At 41.2% G+C, this 16,751-nt stretch carries 13 protein-coding genes; all 13 read left to right on the top strand.

What is annotated here, in order from left to right; all coding sequences use genetic code 11:
* The first annotated feature begins 105 nt into the window (after positions 1 to 105).
* Positions 106 to 1,674, top strand: coding sequence for a sulfatase family protein (locus tag BQ7394_RS18360; protein WP_087880612.1), 1,569 nt, complete (start codon positions 106 to 108; stop codon positions 1,672 to 1,674).
* A gap of 83 nt (positions 1,675 to 1,757) precedes the next feature.
* Entirely contained in the window at positions 1,758 to 3,299 is a 1,542-nt protein-coding gene (locus tag BQ7394_RS18355; protein WP_082212017.1) for an arylsulfatase, read from the top strand.
* A gap of 13 nt (positions 3,300 to 3,312) precedes the next feature.
* Positions 3,313 to 4,740 carry a sulfatase gene (locus tag BQ7394_RS18350; RefSeq protein WP_235848776.1) on the top strand — a complete coding sequence of 476 codons (1,428 nt, stop codon included), beginning with the start codon at positions 3,313 to 3,315 and terminating at the stop codon, positions 4,738 to 4,740.
* Positions 4,741 to 4,819: 79 nt separating this feature from the next.
* Positions 4,820 to 6,349: a sulfatase gene (locus tag BQ7394_RS18345; RefSeq protein WP_075558741.1), complete on the top strand. Its 1,530-nt coding sequence runs from the start codon at positions 4,820 to 4,822 to the stop codon at positions 6,347 to 6,349.
* Between the two features lie 61 nt (positions 6,350 to 6,410).
* A complete protein-coding gene (gene rpsF, locus BQ7394_RS18340; RefSeq protein ID WP_028726943.1) occupies positions 6,411 to 6,764 on the top strand; it encodes a 30S ribosomal protein S6 in 354 nt (117 codons plus the stop codon).
* A gap of 2 nt (positions 6,765 to 6,766) precedes the next feature.
* Positions 6,767 to 7,036 carry a 30S ribosomal protein S18 gene (gene rpsR / locus BQ7394_RS18335; protein WP_007654155.1) on the top strand — a complete coding sequence of 90 codons (270 nt, stop codon included), beginning with the start codon at positions 6,767 to 6,769 and terminating at the stop codon, positions 7,034 to 7,036.
* A 21-nt stretch (positions 7,037 to 7,057) separates the two neighbouring features.
* Positions 7,058 to 7,501 carry a 50S ribosomal protein L9 gene (gene rplI / locus BQ7394_RS18330; RefSeq protein ID WP_075558740.1) on the top strand — a complete coding sequence of 148 codons (444 nt, stop codon included), beginning with the start codon at positions 7,058 to 7,060 and terminating at the stop codon, positions 7,499 to 7,501.
* 196 nt (positions 7,502 to 7,697) lie between these two features.
* Complete coding sequence (locus BQ7394_RS18325) at positions 7,698 to 9,623, top strand: glycoside hydrolase family 43 protein (RefSeq protein WP_075558739.1); 1,926 nt, start codon at positions 7,698 to 7,700, stop codon at positions 9,621 to 9,623.
* 118 nt (positions 9,624 to 9,741) lie between these two features.
* A complete protein-coding gene (locus tag BQ7394_RS26090; RefSeq protein ID WP_154674746.1) occupies positions 9,742 to 9,894 on the top strand; it encodes a hypothetical protein in 153 nt (50 codons plus the stop codon).
* 91 nt (positions 9,895 to 9,985) lie between these two features.
* A complete protein-coding gene (locus BQ7394_RS18320; RefSeq protein ID WP_075558738.1) occupies positions 9,986 to 11,209 on the top strand; it encodes an N-acetylmuramoyl-L-alanine amidase family protein in 1,224 nt (407 codons plus the stop codon).
* 25 nt (positions 11,210 to 11,234) lie between these two features.
* Positions 11,235 to 12,119: an MlaD family protein gene (locus tag BQ7394_RS18315; protein WP_075558737.1), complete on the top strand. Its 885-nt coding sequence runs from the start codon at positions 11,235 to 11,237 to the stop codon at positions 12,117 to 12,119.
* A 369-nt stretch (positions 12,120 to 12,488) separates the two neighbouring features.
* Positions 12,489 to 13,886, top strand: coding sequence for a chromosomal replication initiator protein DnaA (gene dnaA / locus BQ7394_RS18310; RefSeq protein WP_075558736.1), 1,398 nt, complete (start codon positions 12,489 to 12,491; stop codon positions 13,884 to 13,886).
* Positions 13,887 to 14,142: 256 nt separating this feature from the next.
* Positions 14,143 to 16,686: an adenosylcobalamin-dependent ribonucleoside-diphosphate reductase gene (locus tag BQ7394_RS18305; RefSeq protein WP_075558735.1), complete on the top strand. Its 2,544-nt coding sequence runs from the start codon at positions 14,143 to 14,145 to the stop codon at positions 16,684 to 16,686.
* Positions 16,687 to 16,751: the final 65 nt, after the last annotated feature.

Genomic DNA, 16,751 nt, shown 5'->3' with positions numbered 1-16,751 from the left:
TGAAGACTGATTTTGGATGATGATAGGAATCAAAGGCTGTCTCATGAGAGTGGGACGGCCTTTTGATTATAAAGAAAAGAAATACGAATAAAAAATAGAGATAGTATGAATATTAAATTGGAATTAATATACGGATTAAGCTTGGTCTCTCTTGCAGGCTGTGGTGGTTCAGCTTCCAAATCCGGTGAAAGTAAGCAGGTGAAAGCACAACCCAATGTGATCTTTATTGTGGCTGACGATTTGGGATATGGTGATATGAGTTGCTATGGTGCCCATCGTATCAGTACACCGAATGTAGACCGGCTGGCTTCTGATGGGTTACGTTTTACAGATGCACATGCAGTCGCATCGACCAGTACTCCTTCCCGTTATTCTTTGTTTACAGGGCTTTATAGCTGGCGTCGTAACGATACCGGGATTGCAACAGGAGATGCGGGCATGGTCATTCGTCCGGAGCAAACAACAGTTGCCGATATATTTAAGTCTGCCGGTTATACTACCGGTGCGATCGGTAAATGGCATTTAGGGATGGGAGCAGAAGCCGGTACGCAGGACTGGAACGGCACGGTGACACCCGGACCGAGTGATCTTGGCTTTGACTATTCTTATTTGATGGCTGCTACAGGTGACCGTGTTCCTTGTGTGTGGATGGAAAACCAGAAAGTCGCCAATTATGATCCGTCGGCTCCTATATCTGTCAGTTATAAAGAGCCTTTCCCCGGAGAACCTTTAGGTAAAGATCATCCGGAGCTTTTAACCAAGTTGAAACCTTCTCTTAACCATGGGCATGACATGGCGATAGTGAACGGTATCTCTCGTATAGGTTATATGAAGGGAGGCGGTACGGCTCTTTGGGAAGATGAAAATATAGCCGATTCGATTGCGACTAAGGCTGTCCGGTTTATCGACCTGCATAAGGATGCTCCTTTCTTCCTGTATGTCGGAACGAATGATGTCCATGTTCCGCGTTATCCGCATGAACGTTTTCGTGATAAAAGCGGCATGGGGTATCGGGGGGATGCAATCCTGCAATTCGACTGGACTGTCGGTGAAATTATAAAAGCACTTGAAGCTGCCGGTATTTATGAAAACACGATGATTGTACTAACGAGCGATAATGGTCCTGTTGTCGATGACGGATATGCGGATCGTGCAGTGGAACTATTGGGGGATCATCGCCCGTGGGGAGATTTTCGCGGTGGTAAATATAGTAACTTTGAAGCAGGAACGCGCGTCCCATTTATCGTTTGCTGGCCCGAACAAGTGAAACCGGGTGTGTCCGATGCCTTGTTTTCCCATATCGATATGTTCGCATCGATGGAAAAGCTGACAGGTCAGGAGATGAGCGCGGAAGCTGGATCGGATAGCCATGACTACCTGACGGTATTGACCGGCAAAAGCCAGAAGGGACGTGAATATGTAATCGAATCTTCCGGTTCATTATCTATCAGTGACGGCGAATGGAAATACATTACCCCGAATAATGGGCCTGCATATAATAAGCTGACAAATACGGAACTTGGCAACTCAAAAGAAGATCAGCTTTATAATCTTCGTGAGGATATTGGTGAAAAGAACAACCTTTCGTCTCAGTATCCCGAAAAAGTCTCGGCTTTCAAAAAGATACTTGAGCAAGAAAAGCAAAAAGGATTTCAGGAAGCATGGAAAAATTAAGATATAAGCTGAGGTTTTAGTTATGCACCATAAAATTCAGGCAGATATGATTTAGTATATATCTGCCTGTAAAAATTATTACCATGAAAAAAAACATATTATACTATACGGCTATTGCCGGTTTAGTTCCTTCCAGTGTGTTATGTAATACTCTTGACGTAAAGGAAAGTGAACAAACTAAACCCAATATTATTTATATTCTTGCCGATGATCTGGGATATGCAGAGTTGGGGTGTTTTGGACAGGAAAAAATAGAAACTCCGAATATCGACCAGTTGGCTGCTGAAGGCATGCGTTTTACGAATCATTATAGCGGACAGGCTGTATCAGGACCATCGCGTTGTTCCTTGTTTACAGGACTCCATTCCGGTCATGCTTATATTCGCGGCAATGATCCGGTCGCTTCACGAGGAGATGTCTGGAATTATAAAGCGATGGTCGCAGATTCGACTTTAGAAGGCCAACGGCCTGTTCCTGCAAACACAATCATGATTCCCCGCAAGTTGAAGGAAGCTGGTTATGCCACTGCTTGTATCGGTAAATGGGGGTTAGGCTGGCCCGGATCGGAAAGTACACCCAATAAAATGGGATTCGATTTCTTTTATGGGTATAACTGTCAGCGGATGGCACATACGTATTATCCTCCGTTCTTGTATCGGAATGAATCCAGGGAATATATAGATAACGAGTTAGTAGTTCCTGGAACTAAACTGGATGAGGGAGCAGATGTATTGAATGAAGAAAGTTATCATAAGTTTACGCAGTCGAAGTATACTCCGGACCTGATGTATCGTGAGTTGCTGGACTTTGTGGAACATTCGGCAAGTGAACCTTTCGCACTGTTTTGGACAACGCCGGTTCCGCATGTCCCTTTGCAGGCTCCGGAACGTTGGATAAAGTATTATGTGGACAAATGGGGAGATGAGAAACCGTATTTGGGAGAGGCGGGTTATTATCCATGCCGTTATCCACATGCGACGTATGCAGCAATGATCAGCTATTGGGATGAACAGATTGGTGGTCTGGTCCGGCAGTTGAAGGAGTTGGATATATATGAAAACACAGTAATTATCTTTACCAGTGATAATGGACCGACTTTTAATGGCGGAGCAGACTCTCCTTATTTCGATAGTGCCAAGCCTTTTAAAAGTGAAGCAGGTTGGGGTAAGGCTAATTTGCGGGAAGGTGGAATCCGTGTGCCGATGATAGCTGTGTGGCCCGGACATATAGAATCGGGGGTAACTTCTGATCTGTTGTCTGCATTTTGGGATATGATGCCGACAATGTGTGAAATAGCCGGTGTCGACTGTCCGCCGACGGACGGCATTAGCATGTTACCGGAAATGACCGGAAAAACTGAACAACAGAAAAAGCATGAGTTTCTTTACTGGGAATTTCCGGAGTCCGGAGGTCAACGGGCTGTTCGTATGGGAGAATGGAAAGCTTTTGTTGGTGATATAAAGAAAGGAAATCGGAATATAGAATTATATAATTTGACGAAAGATCCCCGTGAACAACAGGATGTTTCTTCCGAACATCCTGATTTGGTAGAAAAGGCGTTAAACATATTCCGTTCACAACATACCGAACCGGTTGTTGAAGGATTTAGAATGCCAGTTTGGTAAAGAGTCAACTATTATGCAAATTAAAATTATGGGAATAAATAATACTTTACACCCTTATTTGTACTTCTGGATCTGTTCTTTAGCTGTGGTTCCTTGTCTCGCAGTAGCATCCGATCGCCCGAATATCATATTGATCAATATAGATGATTTGGGATGGACAGATATGAGTAATAACGGAAGCCAATATTATGAAACTCCAAATATCGACCGTCTTCGTGAAAAAGGTATCTGGATGAATGAAGCGTATGCTGGTGCAGCTAACAGTGCTCCCAGTCGTGCTTGTTTACTGACCGGAATGTATACACCTCGCCATGGTATTTATACGGTCGGGGAACCTAACCGTGGTGATGCCAGTAAACGTAAATTGGTTGCAATTCCGAACCGGACATCATTGGAACCGGGTATCCGGCTTCTTCCGGAAGTATTAAAAGATTCCGGTTACCAGACTTGCCATATAGGGAAATGGCATGTAACTGAAAATCCGTTACTAAATGGTGTTGATATTAATATTGCAGGAAATCATGCCGGACATCCTAAAAGCTACTTTTCTCCTTATTATAATGAAGATTTGACAGATGGTCCGGAAGGGGAGTATTTGATGGATCGGTTAGGTTCGGAAGCTGTAGATTATCTTCGGAAAGTAGATAAGAGTAAACCATTCTTTCTATATTATGCGACATATGCAGTGCATACTCCTTTACAAGCAAAAGCTGACCTGATTGATAAATATAGAAAAAAGCCATCGACATCGGCTCACGATAATTCGGTTTATGCCGCTATGGTGGAGAATATGGACTGGAATATCGGAAGAGTACTTGATGAGGTACAAGCTTTGGGAATAGAGGAAAATACTTTTATTGTATTTACTTCAGATAATGGAGGAGTATATGGAATATCACGTCAGTGGCCTTTAAGAGCGGGAAAAGGTTCTTTTTATGAAGGAGGAATTAGAATACCGATGGTTATTTATCAGAAAGGTAAATATGAGAAACGGGAAATCTGTAATATACCGGTTATGCAACTCGATTTGTTTCCCACATTTTTGGAAATCGCCGGAGTAAGACAGTCTGATTTACTATTGGATGGAGTCAGTATTCTTCCGCTATTGGCAGGGAATGAAACAGATTTTAAGGGGAGGCCGTTGTTCTGGCATTTTCCTGCTTATTTGGAAGGGAATGAAAAAGAAACGGTTGAGACTGGTAATGATGGTTTCCGCACACGACCGGTTTCTGTGATTCGAATGGGTGATTGGAAGCTTATCGAAAATTATGAGACTGGAAATGTTGAACTGTATAATATCCGGACGGACGTATCTGAAAAGGAGAATCTGGCTTTGCAGAATAAAGATAAGCGAGATGAATTGTTCGATTGGTTGCAGATATGGAAACAAAAGGTAGAGGCTCCGATTCCTACAATGCTTAATCCTGAGTATGGAAAATAATCCGGAAGAAAGACCCTTTTAGAAAAGCTTAATTGATTAAAGTTACTTTTCAGTATAAATAAGTGAAATTTTGAATAATATGAAAAGTCTATTGATGGGAGGATTGATTCTGTCGACTCAGTTGATTAGGGCTCAGGAACATCCTAATATAATAATATTCCTGGTTGATGATATGGGAGTAATGGATACGTCGCTTCCTTTTCTGACAGATAATAATGGAAATCCGGTTCGTTACCCTTTGAATGATTGGTATCGGACACCGAATATGGAGAGACTGGCACAACGGGGAATACGTTTTTCTACTTTTTATGCCCAAAGTGTGAGTTCTCCTTCACGTGCTTCGATAATGACAGGCCAGAATGCTACACGGCATCATACAACGAACTGGATCAAAGCCGAGTCTAATAATCGTGATCAATACGGCCCTTACAATTGGAATTGGGAAGGTCTGAAAACGAACAATCTGACATTGCCCCGATTACTCCAAAAACAAGGGTACCGGACAATTCATGTAGGGAAAGCCCACTTCGGTTGTAAGGGAAGCGAAGGGGAGATCCCTCAGAATCTTGGTTTTGATGTGGCAATAGCAGGATCTTCCATTGGTTCTCCCGGTAGTTATTATGGTGAATCTGGGTATGGATATATAAAAGGTAATAAGCTACGTGCTGTTCCAGATTTGGAAAAATACCATGGCACGGACACTTTCTTGACGGAGGCACTGACCATTGAAGCAAATGCACAGATAGATCAGGCTGTAGCGGAGAAAGAGCCTTTTTTTCTTTATATGTCCCATTATGCTGTTCATGGTCCATTTGAAACAGATAGTCGCTTTTCGGCTCATTATGAATCGTCTGATAAACCGGCAGATGCAAAGTCTTTTGCCACACTGATCGAAGGAATGGATAAATCACTTGGAGATATGATGGATCATCTCGACTCTTTGGGAGTTGCGGAGAATACATTGATTTTCTTTTTAGGGGATAACGGATCTGACGCTCCGCTCGGTCCTTCCCGAGAATATTCTTCTTCTGCTCCGCTTCGGGGGAAAAAGGGAGCCGAGTTTGAGGGAGGCATGCGTGTCCCTTGTATTGTAGCCTGGGTAAAACCTGATAAATCTAATAAATGGCAAAAACAATATCCTCTGGCGGAAGGGGCTGTGCAGACACAAATGGGAACTGTAATGGATGTTTTGCCAACTTTGGCTACTTTTGCCGGAGCAGAAATCCCGGATTCTTATCCTGTCGACGGACAAGATTTGAGAACGCTTCTGACAGGAAAGGCAGATCGTACACGGGAGGACTGTTTTTTAATGCATTTTCCTCATAACCATCGCGGCAGTTATTTTACGGTTTATCGGGAAGGGGAGTGGAAGCTGGTTTATTATTATAACCCTGAACATCCTGAGCGACCGGATTGTCTTTTGTACAATCTGGTAGAAGATCCGGGAGAACAAAAAGAAATATCAGCCTTGAATCCAGAAAAGACTCTTGATATGCTTCGCCGTATGATTATTCGTCTTGAAAATGAAGGTGCACTTTATCCCGTCGATTTTGATGGGCGTGAAGTTCGTCCTGATATAGCTTTTTTTGAAACAAAGTTTGCAGAATAAAAAAAACTCCTTACCTTTGCCCCGCAAATTTTTAAGTACTAACAATATAAAACAGCGTTTTATGAACAATTATGAAACCGTTTTCATTTTAACTCCCGTTTTGTCTGACGCACAGATGAAGGAAGCGGTAGAAAAATTCACGAACATCTTGAAAGAACAGGGTGCTGAAATCGTGAACGAAGAAAATTGGGGATTGCGCAAATTAGCTTATCCTATCGACAAGAAAACAACAGGCTTCTATCAGCTGGTTGAATTCAAGGCAAATCCGGAAACTATCGCTACTCTGGAAGTTAACTTCCGTCGTGACGAACGTGTGATCCGCTTCCTGACTTTCCGCCAGGACAAATATGCAGCAGAATATGCCGCTAAGAGAAGAAATCTGAAATCATCTAAAGAAACAGTAAAGGAGAATTAATCATGGCAGCAACTCAATCAGAAATCAGATATTTAACTCCGCCTTCAGTAGACGTTAAGAAAAAGAAATATTGCCGTTTCAAAAAGAACGGTATCAAGTATATCGATTACAAAGATCCTGAATTCCTGAAGAAATTCCTGAACGAACAGGGTAAAATTCTTCCGCGTCGTATCACTGGTACCTCTTTGAAGTTCCAGCGTCGTATCGCTCAGGCAGTAAAAAGAGCTCGTCACCTGGCGTTGCTTCCTTACGTAACCGATTTAATGAAATAATAAAAAGAGAGGAGACAGAATATGCAAGTTATTTTGAAAGAAGACGTAATCAACTTAGGTTACAAGGACGATATCGTAACAGTAAAAGACGGTTACGGACGTAACTTTCTAATCCCCCAGGGTAAGGCAGTAATCGCTTCTGAGTCTGCTAAGAAAGTATTAGCTGAAAACCTGAGACAACGTGCTCACAAATTGGCTAAGATCAAAGAAGATGCTCAGGCATTGGCTGCTAAGTTGGAAGGTGTTGCATTGACTATCGGTGCAAAGACCAGCTCAACAGGTACAATCTTTGGTTCTGTAACGAATATCCAGGTTGCTGAAGCTTTGGCAAAGGCTGGTTTCGAAGTAGAACGTAAGATTATCTATATCAAAGAAGCTGTTAAGGAAGTTGGTAGCTATAAAGCTATTCTTAAACTTCACAAAGAAGTTTCTGTTGAAATTCCTTTCGAAGTGGTTTCTGAATAATTCAGTAAACGATATAAAGTTAAAAGGGTAGTTCCATGACGAACTGCCCTTTTTTGTTCTTAGATTGCCTTTCTCCCTTCTTTTTGACTGAAAAGTCTCCCTTTTTGCTTAATTTCTCCCCCTTCTCTATTAAATGTATATTGTACTTTTGTGCTTGTCATTAAGATTATTGTTAAAACCAAAGGATATTAATAACATGAGAAACCGAATTTATTTACTGCTGTTTAGTTGTTTGTTGCCGTGGATCGTTCAGTCACAATCTGCGTCGGATAGAGTTTTTGAAAAAGATTATGTAGCGTATTTGTTTACCTATTTTACGGGAAATCATATCAGCCAGGAAGCTATCTGTTTTGCGGTGAGTATGGATGGATATAATTACTGGGCTTTGAATGATAATAAACCGGTGATCGATTCTAAACTGATCAGTTCTACCGGTGGTGTCCGTGATCCTCATATTTTACGTTCTGAGGATGGTAAAACATTTTATATGGTTGTGACCGACATGGTCTCTGATAATGGTTGGGATTCCAACCGAGCAATGGTTTTACTGAAATCTACCGACTTGGTAAATTGGTCTCATTCAGTGATCAATATGCAGAAACGCTATGCCGGGCAGGAAAAGCTGAAAAGAGTGTGGGCTCCTCAAACCGTCTTTGATCCGGAAGCCGGAAAGTATATGGTGTATTGGTCGATGAAATATGGAGATGGTCCGGATGTTATTTATTATGCTTATGCGAATAACGACTTTACGGATCTGGAAGAAGAACCTAAGCCGTTGTTCATACCCGAAAATAAGCTGTCTTGTATAGATGGAGATATTGTTTATAAAGGAGGTATCTATCATTTATTCTATAAAACGGAAGGGCATGGAAACGGTATCAAAGTCGCTACCACTCGTTCACTTACATCCGGTCAATGGAAGGAAGAACCAGATTATAAGCAGCAGACGGACAAACCAGTGGAGGGTGCCGGCACTTTTAAACTGATTAATCAGGACAAATATATTTTGATGTATGATGTTTATACTTCCGGCAAATATCAGTTCACAGAAACAACTGATTTGAAGAACTTCAAAGTAATAGACAGTGAAGTCAATATGAATTTTCATCCGCGTCATGGAACGATCATTCCTATTACCCGGGATGAATTAAGACGTATCACTACTAAATGGGGGAAGCCTGCCGAACTGGGTGAATTACCCAATAACCCAATCTTACCTGGTTTCCATGCCGATCCTGAAATCTTATATTCCCAACAGACAAAGAAATATTATATCTATTCGACAACGGATGGACATGACGGATGGGGTGGTTGGAGTTTCAATGTTTTCTCGTCTGATGACCTGAAAGACTGGACAGACGAGGGAACCATGCTCGATTTGAAATCCGAGCAGGTCTCCTGGGCTAACGGGAATGCCTGGGCACCCTGTATAGAAGAAAAACTAGTAGACGGGAAATATAAATACTTCTTTTATTATAGCGGCAATCCGAATGATGATAGTGGTAAACAGATTGGTGTTGCCATTGCCGATTTGCCAGCAGGTCCTTTTGTTGATTTGGGACATCCTATTATTACATCGTCTCCTGTCGGTCATGGGCAGCAGATCGATGTCGATGTCTTTACCGATCCTGTATCGGGCAAACCCTATATTTATTGGGGCAATGGTTATATGGCAGGAGCCGAACTTAATAAAGATATGACTTCTCTTAAAGAGAAAACAATTACCGTGATGACTCCCGAAGGAGGAACTTTGCAGGATTATGCTTATCGTGAGGCTCCTTATGTGTTTTATCGGAACGGACTTTATTATTTTTTGTGGTCGGTAGACGATACCGGATCGCCTAATTATCATCTTGCTTATGGTACGTCCAAATCTCCGCTAGGTCCTATTTCGGTAGCTGATGATCCGGTTATATTGATTCAGAACCCGGCAAAGGGAATATACGGTCCGGCTCATAACTCGGTTCTGCAAATCCCCGGTACGGATGAATGGTATATCATATATCATCGTATAAATAAAAATTACCTGAATGAAAGTCCTGGCACACACCGCGAGGTCTGTATCGATCGTATGGACTTTAATCCGGATGGGACGATAAAGAAAGTGCAGCCTACTAATTAAGTGGATTTGATTCCAGCTTATTCGGTGGATATGCGAGTGCTGTTAGCCAACTAGATTAAACTTTATTATGACTATTTACCCAGAATGTTTCTATTGGTGGGGAAAAATCCCCATATTTATGGGGATAATGCCCCGTGCAAGTGGGGGAAATACCCCATTGCAGTGGGGAAAATATCCCATCGGAAAGAAACTTTTATGGGCTAACAGCTTGCAGAGGATTCCAATCCGCAGGGAAAGTCATTTCCATAATATGGCTTTCTCTTTACTGTAAACAAGAGACGACCAATTATTTATAGAAAAAGACTTCTCGTAATCAGTAAAAAAATGCTACATTTGCCCCGAATTTGCAATAAAAGTATAAAGTGGCAAAAAGATCTTTTCTATATATAATTTTGCTGATAGCCCTGTTTCTTTCCTTGTCTGGAGTTCAGGCAAAGGAGAAAACGTTTACTGTCGTGATCGATGCCGGTCACGGGGGAAAAGACCCTGGTGCACGCGGTACTGTTATTGATGAGAAGGCGATAAACCTGTCGGTCGCTCTAAAGCTGGGGGAGAAGATCTCTGCCAACCATGACGATGTAAAAGTTATTTATACCCGCAAGACCGACCGTTTCATAGAACTGGATGAACGTGCCAACATCGCCAACCGGAATAAGGCCGACCTGTTTATCTCGATACACACAAACTCCGTTAAAAAAGGAAGTACAGCCCGCGGTACTGAAACTTATACCTTAGGTTTGGCCCGTACGGATGAGAACCTGGCTGTTGCTATGCGCGAAAACTCAGCTATCTTATTAGAAGATAATTATCTGCAGAAATATGAAGGGTTCGATCCCAATTCTTCCGAGTCATATATCATATTCGAGTTTATGCAGAATAAGCATATGGAACAGAGTATCAGCCTGGCTTCTGAAATTCAGAAGTGTTTCACCTCGGCCAATCGTGGTGACAGAGGTGTGAGGCAAGCAGGTTTTCTGGTTTTAAGGAAAACAAGTATGCCTAGTGTTCTGGTAGAACTTGGTTATATCTCCAACCGGGAAGAGGAACGTTTTATGAAGTCGTCGGATGGACAGAATAAACTGGCCAGTGCTCTTAGTGCTGCTTTTACGAAATACAAAAAGGAATATGACAGAAAACAGGGAGGTGTCTCTGTCGGTGCAAATAGTTCGGTTGTATCATCAGAAACCCGTAATATTCCGGCGTTGAGTGAAGATAAGAAGACACGAACCGATCTTTCTGATGCTCCGGTAGGGAGTGAGGTGGATATTCTTAACAAAAAGAAAAATTCATCTTCACAAAGAAAACGGACTCAGACTACGGTGTCGTCCAGGGAAAAGTCAGATACGACAGGTAAAATAATTTATAAAGTGCAAATTCTTACCTCCGATAAAAAACTTTCTCCGGGGGCAAAAGTGTTTAAAGGATATAAGAATGTGAACTTCTTTGTTGAAAAAGGAATTTATAAATATACTTATGGCGAAACAACGGATTTTGATTCGATCAGGAAGTTACGCCGACAGGTCGCTAAAGACTTTAAAGATGCGTTTATCGTAGCCTTTAAAGATGGCAAAAAGGTAAAATATTAAATAAAGAAACATATAATTTAAAGGGATGAAAAATATACTGACCAAAGAGGCAAAAATCGGACTCGTAAGTATTATCAGTCTGGCGTTGCTGTATTTCGGGATTAATTATCTGAAAGGAATAAATTTATTCAAGCCGGTAAATCATTATTTTGTTACATTTCATAATGTGAAGGACGTTACTGTTTCCAGTCCTGTTTTTATTGATGGTTTTAAAGTCGGATTGGTTAGGAGTATTGTCTATGATTATGAAAATACGGATAAAATAACTGTTGAGATCAGTTTGGATGATGAGATGAAGCTAACTTCGGGTAGCTATATTACAATTATTAAGACCTTACTGAGTGGAGGAGAACTTCATATTCACCTGAATAAGTATGTAAAAGATTACCTGAAGCCTGGAGCTACGCTTGAAGGACGGATGGAAGAAGATATGATGCAGGCTGTACAAGAGAAAATTCTACCTAGTGTGGCAGATCTGTTACCTAAGATAGATTCGATCTTGGGAGGTCTGCAAACGTTGATTGCTCATCCGGCAATCGCCCAGTCCCTAAATCATATTGAGAAGACAACTGGTAACCTGGAAGCTTCCACTCGTCAGTTGAATGCCTTACTGAGCAAAGACGTTCCCGGAATTGTATCGGATCTGAAAGTGATAACAGGTAATTTTAATGAGGTCAGTGCCGGGCTGAAAGAATTGGATCTGGCTACAACAGTTAACTCGATAAATGCAACATTGGCTAATCTTAAGCTTACTACTGATAAGCTGAATCAAAAAGATAATAGCTTGGGATTGTTGTTGAATGACAGGAGTTTATATGATAATCTGGATAGCACCATGGTGAATGCTTCCAATTTATTAATAGACTTGAAAAAGAATCCGAAAAGATATGTTCATTTTTCTGTTTTTTAACTGAAAGGAATATTAAAACATCTAATGTTATTTAGAATTATTCCAATTAAAGAAAAAAATATACAAACCTAATTTCAGATAGGCTTAAGGCCTTTAGATAGAGGGGAATAACCTGATATCGGAGTCTTTTTGCATAGGGAAAGGGGGTAAAGTGGGGATAGTAAAAATGCCCCAAAATAAAGGGCTCTTGAATATAGTGAATGCTAAGTGCTTGTTAATCAGATGTATTTCTTGTAACTGCCTGATGCTAAATGGGATATTAAACATTCAAAAGAACCAAATAATTCGGAGCTTTTTTTTTCCGAATTAATTTCTAAACTTTGTAGTCGGAAAGAAATATAAAAGCTATAGTTGGGAGAGTAATAAATCATGCAAACTGAATATCAGACATTGTGGAATAAATGCCTCGCTGTTATAAAAGACATCGTGCCAGAGGCCGCTTTTAACACATGGTTCATGCCGATCATACCTCTATCGTATGAGGATAACAAATTTACGATTCAGGTACCGAGCCAGTTTTTTTATGAGTATCTTGAAGAGAAATACGTAAATGTATTAAAGGTTACATTATATCGTGTTATCGGTCAGGGTACGATTCTTAATTACCGTGTTATGGTAGATAAGACGACTGGTGGTACGGTAGATTATCCGGCAGAAAATGGTTCAGTAGCTGTAAAGAAAATAACTCCCAAAGATGCGAATAAGGCTCCTAGTCCATTTGTACAAACTGCACCTCAGGATTTGGATCCTCAATTGAATCCCAAATATAACTTTGAAAACTATTTTGAAGGAACCAGTAATAAATTAGTACGTACTGCGGGAGAAGCTGTTGCTCAGAATCCTGGAAAGACAACGTTTAATCCATTATTTATCTTTGGCCCTTCAGGGGTAGGTAAAACACATTTGTGTCATGCCATAGGAACACGTATCCGTGAACTTCATCCTGAGAAGAAGGTGTTATATGTTTCGTCTCATCTTTTCCGTGTACAGTTTACTGATGCGATCCGTAAGAATACGACGAATGACTTCCTGAACTTTTATCAGAATATCGATGTTTTGCTATTGGATGATATCCAGGAGTTGATCGGTATGGATAAAACACAGAACACATTCTTCCATATATTTAATCACCTTCACCAGTTGGGAAAACAGTTGATCCTTACATCCGATAAGGCTCCAGTAGACTTACAAGGAATGGAGGAGCGTTTGATTACTCGTTTGAAATGGGGCTTGACTGCTGAATTGAGTCGTCCGGACCTTGATTTGAGAAAGAAGATTCTTAAAAACAAGATTAATCATGACGGAATCGTTATCCCGGATGAAGTATTCAACTTTATTGCCAATAACGTAACGGAAAATGTTCGTGACCTGGAAGGTATTCTTGTTTCTCTGATGGCAAATGCTGTTATTAATAATAAGGAAATAGATTTGCCTTTGACCAAACGTGTGGTTAGTCAGGCGGTTCGTCTTGAAAAGAAGCAGTTGTCTGTTCAGATGATTCAGGAAATTGTATGTAATTACTTTAATTTAGATCAGTCAGTTATTCAGACGCGTTCCAGAAAGCGTGAAATTGTGCAGGCTCGTCAGATTACGATGTATCTTGCCAAAAAGTATACCGATTGTTCATTTTCCCATATCGGAAAGATAGTAGGTAAAAAAGATCATGCCACCGTTTTGCATGCCTGCAAAACAATCAAGGATCAGATGGAAACGAGCAAATCTTTCCGGTCGTCTGTCGAAGAAATCGAAGTTAAGTTGAAAGGCTAAGAAATCCTTAAAATATAGTCTGAAAGGATGTCATTTTGTATGGCATCCTTTTCTGTTCTTGGATAACCTGTGAGAGTGATAGGTTTTCGTTTTGGAAAACTTTGTTTGATAATTAAAAAGCTAATATATTGATATTCATTGGTGATCTGGTTTGAAATGGAAAACTTGTTGTCTGTTTCGATTTTAGTTGTTGAATAATTTGGTTAATAAATAAAGTATTCTTAAACTTGCACTATTATTAAATACAGTAATTATCGTGAACCATAAAACTTACACATTCGATGAAGCATTTAAGGCTTCACTGGACTACTTTACGGGCGACGAGCTTGCCGCGAAAGTATGGGTAAACAAGTATGCTTTGAAAGATGCATTCGGGAATATTTATGAGGAATCCCCTAATGATATGCATCACCGGTTGGCAAAAGAAATTGCCCGTGTAGAAAAGAAGTATCCTAATCCGCTGTCGGAACAGGAGCTTTTTGAATTATTTGATCATTTCCGCTATATCGTTCCGCAGGGAAGTCCGATGACGGGGATAGGCAATGATTATCAGATTGCCTCACTCTCTAATTGTTTTGTGATAGGATTGGATGGAGAAGCCGATTCATATGGTGCAATTATCCGGATTGATGAAGAACAGGTTCAGTTGATGAAGCGTCGTGGAGGTGTCGGACATGATTTGTCTCATATTCGTCCGAAAGGATCTCCTGTTAAAAACTCGGCTCTTACTTCTACCGGGTTGGTGCCGTTCATGGAACGTTACTCTAATTCTACACGCGAAGTGGCACAGGACGGACGTCGTGGTGCATTGATGTTGAGTGTGTCGATTAAGCATCCGGATTCTGAATCCTTTATCGATGCGAAGATGACAGAAGGTAAAGTAACCGGTGCAAACGTATCAGTAAAAATAGATGATGATTTTATGAATTCCGTAGTTAGCGGAACTCCATATACGCAGCAATATCCTATTGATTCGGAAAATCCTACCACTAAAAAAGAAATAGATGCTTCGGCTTTATGGAAGAAGATTATACATAATGCATGGAAGTCTGCCGAGCCAGGTGTTTTGTTCTGGGATACTATTTTACGTGAATCGGTTCCCGATACGTATGCCGACCTGGGCTTCCGTACGGTTTCTACTAATCCTTGTGGCGAGATACCACTTTGTCCGTATGATAGCTGTCGTTTATTGGCAATCAATCTTTATTCATACGTTGTGAATCCGTTTACAAAAGATGCTTACTTTGATTTTGACTTATTCAAAAAGCATGTAGCATTGGCACAGCGCATCATGGATGATATTATTGATCTTGAATCGGAAAAGATTGAAAAGATCCTTGAAAAGATCGATTCCGATCCGGAATCGATGGAAGTGAAGGAAACGGAACGTCATTTATGGGAAAAGATCCAGAAGAAAACATTACAGGGACGTCGTACCGGTGTGGGTATCACTGCAGAAGGTGATATGATCGCAGCTCTGGGACTACGTTATGGTACGGAAGAAGCTACTGAATGTGCTGAAGAAATTCAGAAGACACTGGCTTTGGAAGCTTACCGTTCTTCTGTAATGATGGCTAAGGAACGTGGCGCTTTTGAGATCTATGATTCAAAACGTGAAGAAAAGAATCCGTTTATCAACCGTCTGCGTGAAGCCGATCCGGGCTTGTATGAAGATATGATGAAATACGGACGTCGTAATATTGCCTGTCTGACCATTGCTCCTACGGGAACAACCAGTCTGATGACACAGACGACTTCCGGTATCGAGCCGGTCTTCCTTCCTGTGTACAGACGTCGTCGTAAGGTGAATCCGAATGATTCGGCAGCACGTGTAGACTTCGTTGATGAAACAGGGGATGCATTCGAAGAATATGTAGTATTCCATCATAAGTTTGTAACCTGGATGTTGGCCAATGGTTATTCCGCATCCAAGAGATATACCCAGGAAGAAATAGACGAACTGGTTGCTAAGTCACCTTATTATAAGGCTACATCCAATGATGTTGATTGGCTGCAGAAAGTCCGTATGCAGGGACGTATCCAGAAATGGGTAGACCATTCTATCAGTGTGACTATTAACCTGCCGGCTGACGTAACGGAAGAATTGGTCGATTCTTTGTATGTTGAAGCATGGAAGTGCGGATGTAAAGGATGTACGGTTTATCGTGACGGTTCCCGTTCGGGTGTATTGTTATCAACCGAGAAAAAGAAGAAGGACAAGGATGATTGCAATTGTATGCAGCCACCTGTTATTGTTGCTACTCGTCCGCGTGAGTTGGAAGCAGACGTTGTTAAGTTCCAGAATAACCGCGAAAAGTGGATTGCCTTTGTCGGCTTATTGAATGGACGTCCTTATGAGATTTTTACTGGTCTTGCAGACGATGATGAAGGTATCATGCTTCCGAAAAATGTATCGAAAGGTACGATTATCAAGAGTTATGATGAGGATGGACAGAAACATTACGACTTCCAGTTCAAGAACAAACGTGGTTATAAGATGACTATCGAAGGGCTGGATGGTAAGTTCGACCCAGAGTTCTGGAACTATGCAAAACTGATCTCCGGTGTATTGCGTTATGGTATGCCTATCGATCAGGTAATCAAGCTGGTTCAGGGAATGGAGTTAAACAACGAGTCTATCAATACCTGGAAGAATGGTGTTGAACGTGCCTTGAAGAAATACTTGCCGAATGGAACCGAGCTAAAAGGACAGAAATGTCCTAACTGTGGTCAGGAAACCCTGATCTACCAGGAAGGATGTCTGATTTGCACGAACTGTGGAGCATCAAAGTGTGGATAAGTGTAACATCGTAAATATTTTTAGTGAATGCGGAGAGAAATCTCCGCATTTTTCATATCTTCGTG

Source organism: Parabacteroides timonensis, assembly GCF_900128505.1.
Lineage (GTDB): Bacteria > Bacteroidota > Bacteroidia > Bacteroidales > Tannerellaceae > Parabacteroides > Parabacteroides timonensis.
Note: the sequence above shows the minus strand (reverse complement) of the source record. Positions and strands in the feature narration are given on the sequence as shown.